The following is a 20,857-nucleotide window of genomic DNA, read 5'->3' as shown; positions in this document are numbered from 1 at the left end:
CTGCCCCCTTATTGCGCCTGAACACGTAGTTCGGCACTACTACGAGCGCGATGCCCGAGTAAACTTTTTACGTCGCTTGATTTTGGTTTTACTAATTTGAACATCGGTAAGTACAGTTCAAAGTTAGCTAAAATGCTTTCTGCTCTGCACGAACCCGTAAGCTCTAGATGCTCAGCAATTAAGCCGCGTAAATGTTCTTGATGCGACGTTAGTTCGTCTAGTGTTACTATTTCGACAAGCTCTGGGTTAATGCGTTTTTCAAAATCATTTCGCTCATCTAAAATATAAGCAAAACCACCAGTCATGCCCGCGCCAAAGTTAACACCTACATTACCAAGTACACACACAACGCCACCGGTCATGTATTCACAACCGTTGTCACCTACACCTTCAACAACCGCTTGCACACCTGAGTTACGAACTGCAAAGCGCTCACCGGCACAACCCGCTGCAAACAGTTTTCCGCCTGTAGCGCCGTACAAACATGTGTTTCCGGCAATGGTTGCTTTATGGCTTTCAAAAGATGAGCCAAGTGGTGGACGAATAACTAACTTACCGCCTGCCATGCCTTTACCTACGTAATCGTTAGCATCGCCAACCAATGTCATTTCAAGACCACCGGCATTCCATACACCAAACGATTGACCCGCAGTACCGTGTAATTCAATTGCTACTGGGTCTGCCGCCATACCTTGATTACCGTGTTTATCAGCAATATAACCCGAAAGCATTGCACCTACAGAGCGGTCAGTATTACAAATACGACTCACAAGCGAGATACCGCTTGACGTATCAATTGCCTCTTGCGCTTTAGCTAATAAACTTTCGTTTAACTTACCTAGGTAATGTGAACTGTTAGGCGCACTACAATAAAGCGTTTCGCCAGTTGGGTTGTTCGGCTGAGCAATAACAGACGATAAATCAATTTTCTTCTGCTTTGCAGTTTTGCCTTCAATTTCTTCTAATAAATCTAAACGGCCAATTAAATCAGTTAAATTTGCAACGCCTAGGCTAGCCATAATTTCACGCGCTTCTTGCGCTATAAACTTAAAGTAGTTCATCGCCATTTCTGGTAAACCGTGATAATGCTTTTGACGAAGTGTTTCGTCTTGTGTTGCAACACCGGTCGCACAGTTATTTAAGTGACAAATACGTAAGTATTTACACCCAAGGGCAACCATTGGACCAGTACCAAAGCCAAAGCTTTCAGCACCTAAAATTGCCGCTTTAATAATATCTAAACCTGTTTTTAAGCCACCATCTGTTTGCAGGCGAATGCGATGACGAAGGCCATTTTCAACTAGTGCTTGCTGTGTTTCAGCAAGTCCAAGCTCCCATGGGCTACCCGCATATTTAACAGAAGTAAGTGGGCTTGCGCCTGTACCGCCGTCGTAGCCAGAAATAGTAATTAAATCGGCATAGGCTTTAGCAACACCTGTTGCAATGGTTCCCACACCTGGCTCTGAAACAAGTTTTACAGAAATAAGTGCTTTAGGGTTTACTTGTTTTAAATCGAAAATTAGCTGTGCTAAATCTTCAATTGAGTAAATATCGTGATGCGGTGGTGGCGAAATTAACGTAACACCTGGTACCGAATAACGAAGTTTAGCAATATACGGCGTTACTTTTTCACCTGGTAATTGTCCACCTTCGCCTGGTTTTGCACCTTGCGCTACTTTAATTTGAATAACGTCAGCACTGCGTAAGTAATGAGGCGTTACACCAAATCGACCTGAAGCGACTTGCTTAATACGCGAGTTTTTCTCTGTTCCATAACGCAGTTTATCTTCACCGCCTTCACCAGAGTTTGAACAACCACCTAAGCGGTTCATTGCAATTGCTAGCGCTTCATGCGCTTCTGGTGATAACGCACCAATACTCATTGCTGCTGAGTCAAAACGCTTGTATAGGTTTTCTGCAGACTCTACTTCATCAATGCTTATACCTTGCTCAGGTAATTTAAGCGCTAACATATCGCGCAAAGTCGCAATTGGACGATTATTAACTAAATCAGCGTACGCACTGTAGTCTTTATAATCACCTGATCGAACCGCTTTTTGCAGGGTTTGAATAACATCTGGATTATAAGCATGATACTCGCCGCCATGTACGTACTTAAATAAACCACCGTGGCTTAATAATTTACGCTTACTTAAAGCAAGTTTGTGCAAACTTTGCTGATCGTCATCAAAGTCGGTAAAGCATGCACCTTGTATACGACTTGCAACGCCTTTAAAACACATTTCAATAATCGCATCAGATAATCCCACCGCTTCAAACAACATTGAACAACGATAAGACGCAACCGTACTTATGCCCATTTTAGACATAATTTTGTATAAGCCTTTATTAATGGCTTTACGATAAGCAAGGGTCACTTCGCAATACGACTTATCAATAATTTTGCTGTCGCTCATCGCAACTAACGATTCATACGCCAGGTATGGATAAATTGCCGTAGCACCAAAACCTAATAGCACAGCAAATTGGTGCGCATCTCGCACGCTGCCAGTTTCAATGATAATATTTGATTCACAGCGCAAGTTGTTATCAACTAAGCGTTTTTGTACCGCACCTACAGCCATAGCTGCTGGAATTGGTAAATTTATTTCATCAAAGTTACGGTCAGTTAAAATAAGCATGATACAGCCCGCAGCTGCTTTTTCTTGTGCTTGGTCACAAATACGCGTAACCGCGTTTTCTAAACCCTCTTCAACTGTATAGGTAATATCAATTTTACAGTAGCTGTAGTGCGCTTCATCAGCATTTAATAGCTGCTGCATGTCTGCGTACATTAAAATTGGTGTATCAAACTGTAGGCGCTTAGCGTGGCCCGTTGTTTCGTTAAATACGTTTTGCTCACTACCAATACATGTTGCAAGCGACATTACATGGTTTTCACGTAGTGGATCGATAGGTGGATTTGTTACTTGCGCAAATTTTTGGCGGAAGTAATCATAAAGTGAACGATGCCCTTCACTAAGCACAGCAAATGGCGTGTCATCACCCATTGAGCCTGTCGCTTCTTGGCCGTTTTCACCCATTACACGAATAACGCTATCAAGCTCTTCGTTGGTATAACCAAACATTTTTTGATATTTAGCTAGCGTTTCGTCATCAAATGAGCGATTACCGGCGTCTTGCTCAGTAAGTTCTTCAAATGGAACTAAACGTTTAACGTTTTCTTCAAGCCATGACTTGTAAGGATGGCGAGATTTTAAATCCTGATCGATTTCATCCGAGTGCCAGATTTTGCCAAGTTTAGTATCAATAACTAATAATTCACCTGGACCAACACGGCCTTTTTCAACCACTTCATCGGCAGTGTAATCCCAAATACCCACTTCTGATGCAAGCGTAATAAAACCATCTTGTGTAATTACATAACGTGCTGGGCGAAGTCCATTACGGTCAAGGTTACACGCCGCAAAACGACCATCCGACATAACAATACCTGCCGGGCCATCCCATGGTTCCATATGCATAGAGTTAAAGTCGTAAAATGCACGTAAATCGTCGTCCATTGCACGGTTTTTCTGCCATGCAGGCGGAACGAGCATACGCATAGCGCGGAATAAATCCATGCCGCCAGCTAAAAATAGCTCAAGCATATTATCTAGGCTTGATGAATCAGAACCGGTTTCGTTTACAAACGGCGCTGCGCTTTGTAAGTCAGGAATAAGCGGTGACGCAAACTTATAAGAACGTGCGCGTGCCCACTGGCGGTTACCTTCAATAGTATTAATTTCACCATTGTGTGCTAAATAGCGGAAAGGTTGAGCTAAAGGCCAACGCGGCTGAGTATTAGTAGAAAAGCGCTGATGGAAAACACAAATCGCACTCGTCATACGAATATCAGCTAAATCTAGGTAAAAATTAGGTAAATCCGCAGGCATCATTAAGCCTTTATAGATAGTTACCAAACCAGATAAACTTGCGATATAGAAAGCTTCATCATCAACAATGCGCTTTTCAGCGCGGCGGCGTGCTACATATAAGCGACGCTCTAAGTCTTTAGAACGCCAACCTTCTGGCGCGCTAACAAAAATTTGTTCAAAACCTGGTAATTGCTGTACAGCAATAGGACCCAACATAGATGGGTCGGTTGGTACAACACGCCAACCTAAAATATTTAGCGTTTCTTTTTCTAATTCTTCGCTAAGTATTTGTTTTGCAGCTTGTGCTAAAACAGGGTCTGAATTTAAAAATATCATACCCACTGCGTAGTTTTTGCCTAAGTGCCAATTATGTTCACTGGCAATTGCACGGAAAAAGCTATCTGGTTTTTGTAATAATAAACCACAGCCATCACCTGTTTTACCATCGGCAGATATACCGCCACGGTGCTGCATGCGATCAAGCCCCGTAATAGCAGTACGAATAAGCCTATGACTAGCTTGACCATTAACTTGGGCTATTAAGCCAAAGCCACAATTTTCTTTTTCTAACTTTGAGTCGTATAACATAGACCCCTCCCCTTGCTGCACTGTTAGCGTGGATGAACTGCTCGACGATTTGCTAACAGACGGACAAAACTAGCCTCTATCTTAAATAGAGTCAATAGCACTTTGAATACATATTCACATTCTTGAATATTTCTCACTTCATAGCAAGATTTCTTTTTATCATTATTTTTAACATTTAGCGTTATTTTAACCACTATTTTTTCATGACACTGGTGTCAAGTTTAACATATTGTAAAAAACACAAGCGCTCAAAGCCGCAGCTTACGTAAACGTAAAGGTAGACAAAAGTGAATAAGTATTCAACACATGAGGCGCTATTCAGTTAACATTTAGATAGTTTTATGCTATTTCATTACTTTAATGGCTTAACATCCCCGATTATTGCTGCTCATTAGTATAGTTATGAAAGTTCATGTCCTTTTTTGTACATTAATAGTGAATTTTTATTTAAAGCGGTGTCCGATGCGGACATAAAAACTGTCCGCGGACATCATTTTAAAGAACAAAAAATAAAAAGCACTTTAATATCAATGCGATAATAGTTGGCATATTAATCGTATAGCTTTACATATAATCGCTAATTGGAATTACCATGTTTACTCTAAGCTTATTTTTGCTCTCTCCTATTGCCGCCATTTGCACCGCAGCTTTATTACTGCTGTGCGAAAAATACATAAAAGCAATGTAGGGGGGAATTAAATGATTAAAGATACCAGCGCACAAGACGTACAAGTAAAGGCACCTATAAGCTATAAAAAATACGCGATAATCACTGCGGTTATTTTCATTGTGGTCTCAACAGTTGCTTATATTTTTTTAACGAGTCATAGCGCTAAAAGCTCTATTAGCCGCTCAAAAGTACAGGTTGCCAAAGTACACGTTAAAGCGCTCATTCGAGACATTGCCGCCAGTGGTAAAATTGTTGCTGCTAATGCTCCTAAAATCTACAGTCCAGAACGTGGATTTATAGATTTAAAAGTAAAGGCCGGCGATACAGTAAAGCAAGGCAACACACTTGCCCTGCTGCAAAGCCCTGAGTTAACTAACGAATTAAAGCAACAGGAGTCTGTACTTAAACGACTACAAGGCGAGCAGCAAAGGCAACATTTGCAAGCAAGACGCCAAACACTCACTTTAAATAAAACACTCGATATGGCACAAGTTGAGCTTAACGCCGCTGAGCGCGAAAATCGTCGCGCGCAGTTATCAATACAAAAGCACTTAATTAGCCAAATTGATCTTGAAAAAGCAGTAGATGATTTATCACGTGCAAAGCTCTCGTATAAACATGCACAACAAGAGGTATTGCTTGCCAAAGACACGCTCGCTTTTGAACTACAAGCTGCTAAAAGTGATGTGACCCGCCAACAACTTATTGTTGATGATTTAATCAGAAAAGTAAGCAACCTATCTATTAAGGCTACCGTTACTGGGATCGTGGGTAACCTACTTGTGCAACAAAAAGCCGCAGTGACGCAAAGCCAACCTCTTATGACACTCGTCGACTTAAGTAATTTCGAAGCGGAACTTCAAGTACCTGAAAGTTATGCGAACGAATTAGGACTCGGTATGGAAGTAGAGCTTAAGTTAGGAAATGAAACAGTGATGGGGAATTTATCCGCCATATCACCAGAAGTTAATAATCGTGAAGTAACAGCACGCGTCCGATTTAAAGGTGTTACTAACAACATTCGTCAAAACCAACGCTTAACTGCACGTATTTTACTCGACAACCGAGAAGGTGTAATGCAGGTAAAACGCGGCGCTTTTATGCAGCAAGGCGGAATTTTTGCTTATAAGGTAGAAGGCAATATTGCAAAGCGCATACCTATTACAATAGGCGCCACCAGCATTAATGCGGTTGAGCTTTTGAGCGGACTAAAAGAAAACGATGAGATTATTATTTCAAGCTACAGCGACTTTAAGCAAGCCGATACGATTTTATTAAATTAAACAGACGTTCTCAACCAACGCTAAAAATAATTAGGAACAACCATGTTACAAATGAACAATGTAAGTAAAGTATACCAAACAGAAATGGTACAAACCCATGCGCTTCGAGACTTTAACCTGCAAGTAAACGAAGGCGAATTTATTGCTGTTACCGGTCCTAGCGGCTCAGGAAAAACAACCTTTTTAAATATTGCAGGTATGCTCGAGCCTTTTAACGAAGGTGAATACCTGTTGGATGGCGTTAATGTTGGCAGCCTAAACGATAACCAACGTGCTGATTTACGTAATCAAAAAATTGGCTTTATATTCCAAGGCTTTAATTTGATCCCCGATTTAAATTTATACGAAAACATAGAAGTTCCTCTTCGCTACAGAGGGATTAAAGCAAATGAGCGAAAACGTCGAATTGAGCAATGCCTTGAACAAGTTGGTTTAGCATCTCGCGCTAAACACTTACCTCAACAACTCTCTGGTGGCCAGCAACAACGTGTGGCAATAGCCCGTGCGCTTGCTGGTAAACCTCGTTTTTTACTTGCCGATGAGCCAACAGGTAACCTTGACAGCCTAATGGCTCGCCAAGTTATGGAGTTACTTGAACAAATCAATCGCGACGGTGCCACTATTGTAATGGTAACGCATGATAGCGAATTAGCCCGCCGTGCTCCGCGTAATATTCAAGTAGTTGATGGACAACTTGCCGACTTTACGCTTTATCAGGGCGCGCAAACTATAAAAACAGCATCGGGGGTTTAACTAATGTTTATTCATTATTTAGATTTAAGTTGGCGCAGCTTCAAGCGCACCCCACTGGTTAGCTTTTTAATGGTACTTGCCATTGCGATAGGTATAGGCATAACAATGACCAGCCTTAGTGTTTATCACATGATGTCGGCCGATCCTATCCCAGAAAAAAGCAGCCAACTTTACAGTGTGCAATTACAAACAATGGACGATGGTAGTACGTGGTGGACAGAAGATAACATGCCACTGCAACTGACCTATCAAGATGCTGAGAACTTATTAAACGCACCCACGTCAGAGAAAAAAGTGGCTATGATGCGTACCGGCTTTTCAGTTTATCTAGACTCCGACAAAATAAAACCTTTTATAGGTAATGCTCGCATGACAACGCCTGACTTTTTTAGCATGTTTAATTTGTCATTTTTATACGGGGGGGCTTGGAGCAAAGAGCAAGAAGACTCTGCCGCACCTGTCGTTGTTATTACCCAAGAGATAAACGATAAACTATTTGCAGGAAAAAACTCTGTCGGAGAACTGATTTACTTAGATGATACAAGCTATCAAGTAGTTGGTGTTATTAACCATTGGCCTCTCAATATTAAATATTATGATTTAAATAACGGTGCATTTAATCAAGTAGAAGAGTTATTTATGCCCTTTAGCTTAATAAAGGCAAAAGAGCTCGTAAGTTGGGGCAATAGCAATGGATGGAAACACGAAAACACACCAACCTTTGCAGATAAACTGCAATCTGAGCAAGTATGGATCCAGTTTTGGGCAGAGCTAAATACGCTTGAACAAAAACAAGCCTATCAAAATTACTTATTAGCCTACATGCAAGAACAACAAAAACGTGGTCGATTTAATCGTAAAGAACTTGAGTATAAACTTCGCGATGTAAACCAATGGATGCAATACAACAACGTCGTCACCGAAGACAATAAAATTTTAGTGGGCCTGAGCTTTATGTTCTTAGGTGTCTGCTTAGCCAATATTTTAGGTTTACTTTTAGCTAAGTTTTTACGCAGAGCGCCAGAAGTAGGTGTAAGACGCGCATTAGGTGCTAGTAAAAGGCAAATATTTTTACAGCACTTAGTTGAGGTCGCCATGCTTGGCTTTATAGGTGGCATGCTAGGAATTGTACTAGCACAACTTGGTTTAATGGGCGTAGGGCAAAGCTACGACTACTATGAAAACTTAGCGACAATGGATTTAACCATGCTATTGAGCGCCCCATTGATTGCAATTACAACCTGCATTTTAGCTGGTTTGTACCCAGCTTGGTTAGTGTGTAAAACCAATCCTGCTATTTATCTTAAGAGCCAATAAGGAATGTCACAATGTTAGAAATAAAACCTATATTTAACGCCTTATGCCGCTCAAAGGTGGGCGCTGTATTACTACTAATTCAAATTGCAATTACCACAGCTATAGTCAGTAATGCTGCATTTATTATTCAAGATAGAATTAGCTATTTAAACCAAGAAACGGGCTACCCTGAGCAAGATATATTTAAGTTTAATGTAATGACCTTTGGTACTGATATTAACTTAAGCCAGCAGTTTGAGCTTGATGAAAGCATGCTTAGAAAAATGCCAGGCGTAGTTGATGCCGCATTAAGCAGTAGTATTCCGCTATCAGGGGGTGGCAGCGCTTCGAGCTTTAATTTAAAACCTGCTCCACAAGAAGGCCTAAGTGTCAGGACCGCTTATTTTTTTATAGATGACCACGCAATTAATACCTACGGCGTTAACTTAATTGCAGGGCGAAACTTTACCGAAGATGAAGTGCTCGTTACAAACGAAATTACACAAAAGCGCACCAACGTCACTATAGTCACTAAAGCCTTACTTGATGAGCTCTACCCTGATGGAGATGGTTTAGGGAAAATAGTTTATTTTGGCGACCTACCGCTTAAAATTATTGGCGTGATCGGAAAAATGAAAGGCCCGTGGCTCAAAGACAGTAAACCCGATAATCTTGCGTTTATTCCTTATATTAAAGCAGCAAGTTATGCACAAGTTGCCGTTCGTACTAAGCCTGGTCAGCGAGCAGCTGTGATGAAAGAAATAGAAAATGCTATGCTCGAAAATTACAGCAAACGCGTTATTAACAACATTAAAGGGCTTGATGAATTAAAAAATGAGTATACCGCTCAAGATCGCCTTATGATGCGCATGCTCATAGTATTAATCACTATTTTAGTGCTTATAACCGCTCTCGGTATTTTTGGCTTAACCTTATTTAATATTAGCAAACGTACTAAGCAAATTGGTACACGCAGAGCACTTGGCGCAAGAAAGTCAGCTATTGTTAGCTACTTTTTAGTAGAAAATGCATTAATTTGTAGCCTAGGTTTAGCCTTAGGTGTAGTAACAGCAATACTGCTTGGGAAAATGTTAATGCAGTATTTTTCTGTAGCTGCACTACCGCCAAGTTATATAGCCGTTACCGCCATTGCCGTATTTTTAATGAGCTTACTTGCGGTATTAGCGCCGGCTAAACGCGCTGCTAATATTTCGCCCAGTATCGCAACTCGCACTATTTAATAATATGTAAATCACTATGCTACACTGCTTAGTAAGGCAGTGTAGCCATTAAAAAATTATAAAAATAACCTATGACTCATAAAATACTCATTGTTGATGATAACCAAGCAGTACTCGACGCACTTTCATTGTTGCTCGAGATCCACGACTTTTCGGTAGTCACTGCAACAAATCCGTTTGATGCTCTGCAAATAGTTCGCTATCAGCGAATTGAGCTTGTAATTCAAGACATGAACTTTACCAGTGACACCACCTCTGGTGAAGAAGGTAAAGCCTTGTTTTATGAACTACGAGAAATAAACCCACACCTCCCTATTATACTTATTACAGCCTGGACCGAACTTGCCACCGCCATTGAGCTTGTAAAAGCCGGTGCTGCTGATTACTTACCAAAACCCTGGGATGATGCAAAACTACTAGTTTGTATCGCTAACTTAATAGAGCTAGGCAGTGCTAAAAAAATAGTTGCTACACATAATCGCCATCAACAAGAGCGTGAAGGTACATTTAAAAGCGCAGACCTTGCCGGGCTAATATTTAAAAGCACGGCTATGGAACGACTGGTCACTATGGCGCTACAAGTAGCTAAATCTGATATATCTGCATTAATTACAGGCCCTAATGGGAGTGGTAAAGAGTGCATTGCGCATATCATTCAAAAAAACTCCCCACTTGTATCGCAACCTTTTATTAAGGTAAACGCAGGCGCACTACCGCAAGAACTTATAGAGGCCGAGCTTTTTGGCGCTGAAGCCGGTGCATATACGGGGATAACCAAACAACGTATTGGTCGATTTGAAGCAGCTGATGGCGGTACGTTATTTTTAGATGAAATTGGTAATTTACCACTTTCAGGACAAATAAAATTACTACGCGTACTACAAACCGGCGAGTTTGAACGTTTAGGCTCAACAAAAACACGAAAAGTAGATGTGCGGGTTATATCGGCCACTAACGAAAACTTACTACAAGCAATTCAACAAGGTAGATTTAGGGAAGACTTATATTATCGCCTTAATGTAATTGAGCTCAATGTGCCTGCCCTGTGCGAAAGACAAGATGATGTTTTAGCACTTATTAGCCATTTTTTACCTCACCGAGAGCTGACTATAAACACAGAGCAAGCACTTCAACATTACAAATGGCCGGGTAACGTTCGAGAGCTAGAAAACGCTTGTAAACGCGTAGCGGTACTAAAACCTACAGGTGCGCTTACAGTCGATGACTTTGTACTTTCGTCACCGGTTACTGCTCAACAAGAAGCAAAAGCAGAGCCGACCAAACAAGAAATAGAACACGCAATGCGCGCTCATCAAGGTGTTATAGCCAAAGTGGCCCGTGAATTTGGTTTAAGCCGACAAGCACTTTACAGGCGGTTACAAAAAATGGGTATTGATTATTAATGCTAAACATTATTAGCAACTTTACCCTAAGCCAAAAGGTTGTATTAATTTGCGGGTTTTGTAGCGCGCTGCCTGTTGTTATTATTGCCGCGCTAAGTGGCTTTGATATTTATTACACCCTGTTTTTAATATTACTAACGCTTACATTTAGCACCCTGCTTTCAAGAGCTCTCTCCAAGCCAATAAAGCTTGGCATGCAATCACTTGAAACCGGATTACTTAATTTTAAAGATGGTGAGCTCTCCAGTTTGCTTGCGTATAAAAGTAATGATGAACTTGGAAAACTATGCCAACTTTATAATCAAACCGCAAAACAGCTTCGCCAAGAAAAACAATGGATTTACCAGCGCGAGTTAATGCTTGATAAAGTATTGCAAAGCTCGCCGCAAGCGTTATTGCTGGTCAATGATAATAATACGGTGGTATTTAGTAATTTAATTAGCCGTAGTTTATTTAATAGCGCAACTCGCCTTGAAGGTATGCAGCTAAGTAAATTGCTCGAAAATTCGCCTCTGCAATTAGTAGCAGCTATAGAGCACGGTATTGATGGCCTCTTTAATATAGAAATAGAGAATCAAGACTCGCAAACTTGGCATTTAGCCACTGGGGAGTTTTTACTTAATAATCAAAAGCATCATTTATATATATTTAAACAGTTAACCCGTGAACTTAGTCGCCAAGAAGTTGCGGTGTGGAAAAAAGTAATACGCATTATTAGCCACGAATTAAATAATTCACTCGGCCCTATGTCATCCATGCTACACAGCGCACAATTGCTCGCAAATAAAGTTGATGAGCCTCGCCTTGCCCGTGTATTTGCAACTATTGATGAGCGAATTAGTCACTTAACTGAATTTGTACAAGGCTATGGCAAGTTTGCTAAATTACCTCAGCCACAAAAAACGCGGGTTAACTGGCAAAACACCCTCAATAATTTAAAAAATCACTGGCAATTTAGCTACGAAATAAAAAATTCACACAATGAATTACAAGCTGATCAAACACAACTCGAGCAGCTGCTGATAAACCTATTAAAAAATTCACACGAGTCAGGCTCCAACGCCAATGAAATACATATTCAGGTCGAGTTTGTACCCCAAGCATGTGTTATAAATGTAAGCGACTGCGGCAAAGGAATGAGCGAGCAAGTAATGGCAAATGCTTTAGTGCCCTTTTATTCAACAAAAAGTACGGGGAGTGGTTTAGGGCTAGCCTTATGCAGAGAAATAGCAGAAGCGCACCAGGGGCATATAAGTTTACATAACAAAATAGAGGGCGGCTTAAACGTACAAGTGAGCCTTCCTTATTCATAAATTCACACAAATTAAAAACAACAAAGCCACTTAAAAAGTGGCTTTGTGTTTAAAGAGCTTAATAACCTGAGTTCAGGTTGAGTAATAAATTACTCTGCGTCAGCTTCTTTGTATTTAGCAGCAGTTTCAGTAATTAACGGCTGTAATTCACCGCGTTGAAACATTTCGATAATAATGTCACAACCACCAACTAATTCGCCATCTACCCAAAGTTGTGGGAATGTTGGCCAATTTGCGTATGCTGGAAGCTCAGCACGAATGTCTGGATTAAGTAAAATATCAACGTATGCAAATGGTTCACCACATGACATTAACGCTTGCGATGCTTGTGAAGAAAAACCACAATTTGGTAATTTTGGTGACCCTTTCATGAAAAGGATTATTGGATTTTCTGAAATTTGCTGTTTAATTTTATCAATGGTTTCCATCTACAACCTCAAAGTAACGATAGCTAAATATATTTAGGTCTTGAAAACAACTCATCGTGACCACAAATATATAACTTAAAATGGGCAAATAAAGCCGCAATTGAAATAGTCTTTCGCAATAGCATTGCTGTTTGCTTAAACTTGAGTAAAATACTCAACAATTATAGTAACACTATATTACCGCTTGGTATAGGTAACTGCTCTGTTTCAACAGGCATTACGTATTACCAAATGGACTATCAACCAAAGAAGATGGAGATAAAAAAATGGCATTTGAACTACCGTCACTACCATATGCAATCGACGCACTTGAGCCACATATTTCAAAAGAAACGCTAGAGTTTCACCATGGCAAACATCACAACACATACGTGGTTAAGCTTAATGGTTTAATCCCTGGTACTGAGTTTGAAAACAAATCTCTAGAAGAGATCGTATGTTCATCAGAAGGCGGCGTATTTAACAACGCAGCACAAATCTGGAACCATACTTTTTACTGGAACAGCTTATCTCCAAACGGCGGCGGCGAGCCTACTGGCGCAGTTGCTGATGCAATCAACGCTAAATGGGGTTCTTTTGATGCGTTTAAAGATGCATTAAATGACAAAGCAGTAAATAACTTTGGTTCAAGCTGGACGTGGTTAGTTAAGCTTGCTGATGGTTCACTAGACATCGTTAATACATCTAACGCTGCTACACCATTAACTGATGATGGCGTTACTCCAATCCTGACAGTGGATTTATGGGAACACGCTTACTACATCGATTACCGTAACGTTCGTCCAGATTACCTTAAAGGTTTTTGGTCGCTTGTTAACTGGGAATTCGCGAACGCTAACTTCGCTTAATTAGCCTTTAAACGCTAATGTAAAAAAGACGCTTAGGCGTCTTTTTTTGTTTGTTGTTTATCACACCTAAGCGCCTCATCATTCAATAAAACACTTTTAGTAACATGATCTTTTTTCACTTAAATTTTTAATTTTATTGCACAAACATACACATTCGTGACTAGACTTTAAAAGGTAAGCACCTTTTTACAGCGGGTTTCGGAGGTTATTATGACGATTTTTGAGCATTACCAAGCACGATACGAAGCGGCACAGGAAGAAGAATACAGTATCGCTGAATTTCTTGAGATTTGTAAAACCGATAAGTCTGCCTACGCCAGCGCACCAGAACGCCTACTTATGGCAATTGGCGAACCACACATGGTAGATACCGCAACGGATGCACGACTAAGTCGATTATTTTCAAATAGAGTAGTTGCGCGCTACCCTGCCTTTGCTGATTTTTATGGTATGGAAGACGCCATTGAGCAAATAGTCTCTTATTTAAAACATGCGGCTCAGGGGCTAGAAGAATGCAAACAAGTGCTTTATTTACTTGGACCTGTTGGTGGGGGTAAATCATCCATTGCTGAAAAACTAAAGTATTTAATGCAACAAGTGCCTATTTATTCAATTAAAGGGTCTCCTGTAAACGACCACCCCCTCTCCTTGTTTGATCCTATCGAAGATGCAGACGTACTCAGCAAAGAATACGGTATTAAACCGCGCTACTTAAAAACCATTATGTCGCCTTGGGCTGGCAAACGCTTAAAAGAGTTCAATGGTGATATAAGCCAGTTTAGAGTGGTTAAACGCTACCCTTCTATTTTAAACCAAATAGGCATTGCCAAAACCGAGCCAGGAGATGAAAACAACCAAGATATTTCAGCACTGGTTGGTAAGGTCGATATTCGCCAGCTTGAGCACTTTGCCCAAAACGATCCTGATGCATACGCCTACTCTGGCTCTTTATGTTTAGCTAACCAAGGGCTGATGGAATTTGTAGAAATGTTTAAAGCGCCTATTAAAGTGCTGCATCCTTTACTTACCGCAACCCAAGAAGGTAACTATAACGGCACAGAAGGCATTAGTGCCCTGCCCTTTAATGGCATGATCCTCGCTCACTCGAATGAGTCTGAGTGGCAAACCTTTAAAAACAATAAAAACAACGAAGCATTTTTAGACCGTGTTTATATTGTAAAAGTCCCTTATTGCTTACGTGTAACTGAAGAAATTAAAATTTACGACAAATTACTTGAGCACAGCGAGCTATACAACGCGCCATGTGCACCGGGTACACTTAAAACATTGGCGCAATTTACGACGCTATCACGTTTAAAAGAGCCAGAAAATTCAAGTATCTATTCTAAAATGCGGGTATACGATGGCGAGACCCTAAAAGACACCGACCCTAAAGCAAAATCGTATCAAGAGTATCGTGATTACGCAGGTGTTGATGAAGGCATGACGGGGCTCTCTACTCGCTTTGCGTTTAAAATTTTGTCCCGAGTGTTTAACTTTGATACCACTGAGGTTGCTGCAAATCCGGTGCATTTATTCTATGTGCTTGAGCAACAGATAGAGCGCGAGCAATTTTCAAGTGAAATAGAAGAGCGTTATTTAAGCTTTTTAAAAGGCTATTTAATTCCACAATATGTCGAGTTTATAGGTAAAGAACTGCAAACCGCTTATCTAGAATCGTACTCGGAATACGGACAAAATATTTTTGACCGTTATGTTATTTATGCAGATTTTTGGATACAAGACCAAGAATATCGCGACCCCGATACAGGACAGCTATTTGACCGCGCAGCGCTAAACGCTGAACTTGAAAAAATAGAAAAGCCAGCGGGTATTTCTAATCCTAAAGATTTTCGTAATGAAATAGTGAACTTTGTACTGCGTGCCCGTGCACACAACAACGGTAAAAACCCACTATGGACAAGCTACGAAAAACTACGCACGGTGATTGAGAAAAAAATGTTCTCTAATACCGAAGATTTACTCCCTGTTATTTCGTTTAATACTAAAACGTCTGCAGAGGATCAGCAAAAGCACGAAGACTTTGTGAACCGTATGGTCGAAAAAGGCTATACACAAAAACAAGTTCGCTTGCTTTCTGAGTGGTATTTACGGGTTAGAAAATCGCAATAACCTTCATAGTCGTAGTATATAGGAGGTCAATATGGCGCATTTTATAGATAGGCGTTTAAACGGAAAAAATAAAAGTACGCTTAATCGCCAGCGCTTTATTAGGCGCTATAAAAAGCAAATTAAAGAAGCGGTTTCAGATGCGATTAACAAACGCAGCGTTACCGATTCAAGCTCTGGTGAGAGTATTTCTATTCCACAACGCGATATCAGCGAACCTACATTTCATCAAGGGCAAGGCGGGAATAGAGAGCAAATTCACCCTGGTAACGATCAGTTTTCTACAGGTGATAAAATTGAGCGCCCTAAAGGCGGACAAGGCGGTGGTGCCGGTGAAGGTGACGCCAGCGATTCGGGCGAGGGACAAGATGAGTTTGTATTTTCAATATCAAAAGATGAATACCTTGATTTACTGTTTGAAGATCTAGAACTTCCTAACTTACAAGAAAACCAACTTGATAAGTTAGTGCAAATGAAAACCCATCGCGCAGGATTTTGTAGCGACGGCATGCCAAGTAATATTGACATTGTACGCTCTCTTCAAGGCTCGCTTGCACGGCGTGTTGCCATGAGTGCAGGTAAAAAACGCCGTTTAAAAGAGCTCGAAGAACAACTTGCTCTGCTGCTTGCTGGTCCACATAACGATAAAGCGGCAATTGCTTTGTTACAAAAAGAAATTGCAGCATTAAAAGTGCAAATTAAGTCGGTTCCGTTTATTGATAACTACGATTTACGTTTTCGTAATTACGAAAAGCGCCCTCACCCCACCAGCAAAGCCGTGATGTTTTGTATTATGGATGTGTCAGGCTCAATGGATCAGCCAACAAAAGACATGGCAAAGCGTTTTTATATTTTGCTCTATCAATTTTTAACGCGCAGTTATAAAGACATAGAAGTTGTTTATATTCGCCACCACACACAAGCTAAAGAAGTAGACGAACAAGAGTTTTTTTACTCCCAAGAAACTGGCGGCACTATTGTTTCAAGCGCACTTAAATTAATGAACGAAATAATAAAAGAGCGTTATCACGCAAATGAGTGGAATGTATACGCCGCACAAGCCTCTGATGGCGATAACTGGGCGGACGACACCCCGCAGTGTGGTGAAATATTACGTAATAAGCTCTTAAGCGCAGTACGTTATTTTGCTTATATTGAAATAACCACTCGTGCTCATCAAAGCCTATGGCGCGAATATGAATCTATAACACACAGCCATAATAATTTCGCCATACAGCATATTCAAAGCGTTGAAGATATTTACCCAATTTTTAGGGAGCTATTTAAAAAAGGTCGTCAACAGCAAAACTCTGCATAGCCAAAAGCGAGGTAGTATTATGAATGATAAACGATTGAGTGATGGCCCAGATTGGACCTTTGATTTATTGGATGAGTACCAAGGTGAAATTGCCCGTGTTGCAGCTCACTACAGGTTAGACACCTACCCTAATCAAATTGAAGTGATAACCGCAGAGCAAATGATGGATGCTTATTCAAGCGTTGGTATGCCTATTGGCTACAGTCATTGGTCTTACGGTAAGAAATTTATCCAAACAGAGCAAAATTATAAGCGCGGACAAATGGGTCTCGCTTACGAAATAGTGATAAATTCAGACCCTTGTATTGCGTACTTAATGGAAGAAAACACCCTACCTATGCAAGCGCTTGTAATGGCACATGCGTGTTACGGACATAACTCATTTTTTAAAGGTAATTACTTATTTAAAACCTGGACCGATGCAGGTTCAATTATTGATTACTTGGTATTTGCTAAAAACTACATAAGCCGCTGCGAAGAAAAGCATGGTATTACACAAGTAGAAGCCCTACTCGACTCATGTCATGCATTAATGAATTACGGGGTCGATCGCTACAAACGTCCACAACAAATATCGCTATTTGAAGAGCAAAAACGCCAACAAGAGCGCGAAGACTACCTTCAATCGCAAGTAAACGAATTATGGCGGACTATTCCTGAGCAACAGCAAGAAACCAAAAAGAAAGTCCGCCATTTCCCTTCTGAACCTCAAGAAAATATTTTGTATTTTATTGAAAAAAATGCCCCATTACTCGATTCTTGGCAACGTGAAGTGATACGTATTGTACGTAAAATTTCGCAATACTTTTACCCACAAAAACAAACTCAAGTAATGAACGAAGGTTGGGCAACTTTTTGGCACTACACCATCCTTAATCACTTATATGATGAGGGAAAGCTCACCGACTCTTTCATGTTAGAGTTTTTACAAAGCCACACCAACGTAGTTTATCAGCCACCTTATAACAGTAAGTATTATTCAGGCATTAACCCATATGCTTTAGGCTTTAATATGATGGTTGATATTCGCAGAATATGTGAACACCCAACTGAAGAAGATAAACGCTGGTTTCCTGAATATGCAGGTAGTAACTGGCTAGATACACTGCATTTTGCAATGGAAAACTTTAAGGATGAGAGTTTTATTAGCCAGTTTTTATCGCCTAAGTTAATTCGTGATTTTAAATTATTTACTATTATTGACCATACTAATAATCCCCACCTAGAAATTGGCGCAATACATAACGACAACGGCTATAAAGCAGTGAGAGAAGCACTCTCAGCGCAGTACAATTTAAGTAATCATGAGCCTAACATTCAAGTGTATGATGTTGATATTAGAGGTGACCGTTCATTAACCCTACGCTATGTACCTCATAATAATATCCCTTTAGCAAACTCGCACGAGGAAGTGCTTAAGCATCTTTACAGATTATGGGGCTTTAAAGTAAAACTAGAGCAAGAGTCAAATTCTGGTGAGGTTTCAATAATTGGTCAATGCCCAATAGATGACTCTCGACACACAACACAATAATGAAGAGCAATACAATTTCCATACTGATTGGGTTTGCTCAGCAGATTGTAAAAAAACACGGTATTATTTAACTCTAAATTCTGGATATAAAAAATGACGCTTAAGCGTCATTTTTTATATCTTCGTAGGCTATTACTTTATTTCGCCCTGTATTTTTAGACTGGTACAGTGCTTTATCTGCAGCCTCTATCCAGCGCTCATGATTTTTAAAATCATTACTGCTACCAGCCAGCCCTATACTTACCGTCATTGTTATTTCAAAGTGTTTATACTTAACAGGGTTAGTTTCAATCAATACCCTTAAACGCTCAGCAAATACAAAAGCGCCTTCTTTATCTGTATCAAGCAATGTCACTGCAAACTCTTCACCGCCATAACGCCCTGCAACATCAGTCTCGCGCAGCGTCGTACGTAGTAAGTTAGACAAATGACGAAGCGATTCATCACCACAGCTATGACCATATTCATCATTTATTTTTTTAAAGTGATCAATATCAAACATTAATAATGTACTACAGCCACCACTTCGCTTAACTCTTAAAAACTCTTGGCGTAGCGTACCTTCCCAGTGTCCACGGTTTGCAAGCTGCGTTAAGCTATCTGTTTGACTTACTTGTTCTAATTTTTTATTTAACTCTTCAAGCTCTTTTTTATTTACCGCGACATCTGTTACATCATATAAAATAATACAAATGTGGCTAACTTCGCCCATCGTATTGGTAAGAGGGATGAATGTCGCATTTTGATACATGTAATCAGCTTTACCAGTAATAGGTCGATAATTTTTAAACCTAAAAATGTATGGCTGCTGCTCCCAAATCGTAAAAGAGCGGTTTTTTAAAACAAAAACCGACTCAGATTTACTTCTAAACCATTTTTCGTCTATTGCAGGAAATAAATCAAATAGATCTTTATCTTTTACTGCGCTTGGTAGAAGCCCTGAATGGTTTTCCATAAAACCATTCCATACACACACCTTATAATCCCTATCGAGTACCACAAGGCCTACATCAACGGTATTAAACATATCCATTAACCAATGGATCTCATTCATTTCTAAATCAGCGGCCATAACTTAATCTTCTAATAGGTAAGCAACTTTGTATTTCAAAGTTTTAAGTGAATCTTCAGTAAATAACAGCATGAGGTCGCAATTTATATCATGGTTTTCAATACCGTAACTAATCTCTATTGCAAGGGTGCGTTGCCAACGTGACTTGTTTGATTTAACCAACTCAGATACATCTCTGTGTTGGCCAAGTACTATGGGGTGCCCTTGGCTAAATGACATGTCGAGCTGTTTTGAAAGACCCGTTAAAATAGCGCCTATCAAAATATTACTAATATCCATAAGCAGCTCAAGTTCAATTTTATCGTTTAATTCGCCGTCATAGTTCATCAAAGAAGCTATTTCTTTAAAGCTTGAATCATTTAAAAGTAATAGCGCCTCGCCCGAAATACCACCGCCAATAAAGCCCTGGCACACACCCGATGTAGCTGCGTTATTATCTATAGACTGCAGCGCCATATCGAGTTCATTAACTTCCAAAATATTCACATTAGGAATTGGTAGCTCTACAAATACATTAAGAAGACGTGCAAGTAAATCCCCAGCCTGCCCCATAGCAACGTTAGTTAGCTCTTGGTATATATCCCGAACATCAGGGTCGACTTGCTCTCCTAGCGAATGAGAGAGACGCTCACGCATGGCTTTATCTTTAATCCCATGGTGTTCAATTATGCTGGCTAGTTTTTCGGGGGAACATGGTTTTTGAATAAAGTCGATAGCACCAAGCTCAAGCACTCTTTGGTGTGCACTTGGTTGTATATCACCAGAGACAACAACAGTGAGAATATTAAGCCCCTGTTCTTTCATAGCGATTAATACTTCATAACCGTCCATTTCTGGCATGTTTAAATCGAGAAAAAGTATCTCTGGTTCAATTAACTTTATTTGCTTTATACAATCAACGCCGTCAAGTGCAAATTCAACTTTAATGTCCCAATCTTCAGGTAATGAGCGAGCCAACTGACGCCTAGCTAATTTTGAGTCATCACATATTAATACCGATGTTGACATATTATCTCTCTGTTTCTAAACCAGTAATGAGCATTAAAATCATTTTATGATGGTTTTTATTTTTATTATTGAAGATATCTTTTGTAACTTCATG

The 20,857-nt window shown here is 40.2% G+C and carries 14 protein-coding genes; 10 read left to right on the top strand and 4 right to left on the bottom strand.

What is annotated here, in order from left to right:
• Window positions 1-8: 8 nt before the first annotated feature.
• Window positions 9-4,466 carry a glutamate synthase large subunit gene (gltB, locus tag QT16_RS06945; protein ID WP_004335377.1) on the bottom strand — a complete coding sequence of 1,486 codons (4,458 nt, stop codon included), beginning with the start codon at window positions 4,464-4,466 and terminating at the stop codon, window positions 9-11.
• A 699-nt stretch (window positions 4,467-5,165) separates the two neighbouring features.
• Between gltB and QT16_RS06940 the strand changes: the two genes are divergently transcribed.
• The 6 genes from QT16_RS06940 to QT16_RS06915 all read left to right on the top strand — a co-directional run bounded on the left by QT16_RS06940 (window position 5,166) and on the right by QT16_RS06915 (window position 12,425).
• Window positions 5,166-6,419 (top strand): efflux RND transporter periplasmic adaptor subunit, encoded by a 1,254-nt coding sequence (locus tag QT16_RS06940; protein ID WP_039487443.1) that lies wholly within the window; start codon window positions 5,166-5,168, stop codon window positions 6,417-6,419.
• 42 nt (window positions 6,420-6,461) lie between these two features.
• Window positions 6,462-7,172, top strand: a complete 711-nt coding sequence (locus QT16_RS06935) for an ABC transporter ATP-binding protein (RefSeq protein WP_024592687.1) — start codon at window positions 6,462-6,464, stop codon at window positions 7,170-7,172.
• A 3-nt stretch (window positions 7,173-7,175) separates the two neighbouring features.
• On the top strand, window positions 7,176-8,489 hold the full coding sequence (locus tag QT16_RS06930) for an ABC transporter permease (RefSeq protein WP_039487441.1): 1,314 nt from the start codon (window positions 7,176-7,178) through the stop codon (window positions 8,487-8,489).
• An 11-nt stretch (window positions 8,490-8,500) separates the two neighbouring features.
• On the top strand, window positions 8,501-9,709 hold the full coding sequence (locus tag QT16_RS06925) for an ABC transporter permease (protein WP_039487439.1): 1,209 nt from the start codon (window positions 8,501-8,503) through the stop codon (window positions 9,707-9,709).
• Window positions 9,710-9,780: 71 nt separating this feature from the next.
• On the top strand, window positions 9,781-11,112 hold the full coding sequence (locus QT16_RS06920) for a sigma-54-dependent transcriptional regulator (RefSeq protein WP_039487435.1): 1,332 nt from the start codon (window positions 9,781-9,783) through the stop codon (window positions 11,110-11,112).
• Window positions 11,112-12,425, top strand: coding sequence for a sensor histidine kinase (locus QT16_RS06915; RefSeq protein ID WP_039487432.1), 1,314 nt, complete (start codon window positions 11,112-11,114; stop codon window positions 12,423-12,425). Before QT16_RS06920 ends, QT16_RS06915 begins: the two co-directional genes overlap by 1 nt.
• 89 nt (window positions 12,426-12,514) lie before the next feature.
• Here the strand turns inward: QT16_RS06915 and QT16_RS06910 are convergent, their stop codons facing one another.
• Window positions 12,515-12,853, bottom strand: a complete 339-nt coding sequence (locus QT16_RS06910; protein WP_004335359.1) for a Grx4 family monothiol glutaredoxin — start codon at window positions 12,851-12,853, stop codon at window positions 12,515-12,517.
• 266 nt (window positions 12,854-13,119) lie between these two features.
• On the opposite strand from QT16_RS06910, the gene QT16_RS06905 reads away from it, so the two are divergent.
• The 4 genes from QT16_RS06905 (at window position 13,120) to QT16_RS06890 (ending at window position 18,683) form a co-directional block, all read left to right on the top strand.
• A complete protein-coding gene (locus QT16_RS06905) occupies window positions 13,120-13,701 on the top strand; it encodes a superoxide dismutase (protein WP_002960323.1) in 582 nt (193 codons plus the stop codon).
• A 210-nt stretch (window positions 13,702-13,911) separates the two neighbouring features.
• Complete coding sequence (locus QT16_RS06900; protein ID WP_007375848.1) at window positions 13,912-15,834, top strand: PrkA family serine protein kinase; 1,923 nt, start codon at window positions 13,912-13,914, stop codon at window positions 15,832-15,834.
• 31 nt (window positions 15,835-15,865) lie between these two features.
• On the top strand, window positions 15,866-17,149 hold the full coding sequence (locus QT16_RS06895; protein WP_007375849.1) for a YeaH/YhbH family protein: 1,284 nt from the start codon (window positions 15,866-15,868) through the stop codon (window positions 17,147-17,149).
• Between the two features lie 19 nt (window positions 17,150-17,168).
• Window positions 17,169-18,683, top strand: coding sequence for a SpoVR family protein (locus tag QT16_RS06890; RefSeq protein WP_039487429.1), 1,515 nt, complete (start codon window positions 17,169-17,171; stop codon window positions 18,681-18,683).
• A gap of 100 nt (window positions 18,684-18,783) precedes the next feature.
• Here QT16_RS06890 and QT16_RS06885 read toward each other — a convergent pair whose 3' ends face one another.
• Window positions 18,784-19,755, bottom strand: coding sequence for a sensor domain-containing diguanylate cyclase (locus tag QT16_RS06885; RefSeq protein ID WP_024592692.1), 972 nt, complete (start codon window positions 19,753-19,755; stop codon window positions 18,784-18,786).
• Between the two features lie 3 nt (window positions 19,756-19,758).
• Window positions 19,759-20,763 carry a response regulator gene (locus QT16_RS06880; protein WP_007584074.1) on the bottom strand — a complete coding sequence of 335 codons (1,005 nt, stop codon included), beginning with the start codon at window positions 20,761-20,763 and terminating at the stop codon, window positions 19,759-19,761.
• Window positions 20,764-20,857: the final 94 nt, after the last annotated feature.

It is taken from the genome of Pseudoalteromonas distincta (genome assembly GCF_000814675.1).
In the GTDB taxonomy this organism is placed as follows: Bacteria; Pseudomonadota; Gammaproteobacteria; order Enterobacterales; family Alteromonadaceae; genus Pseudoalteromonas; species Pseudoalteromonas distincta.
The sequence above is the reverse complement of the archived record's forward strand: the minus strand, read 5'-3'. Positions and strand labels throughout refer to the sequence as shown.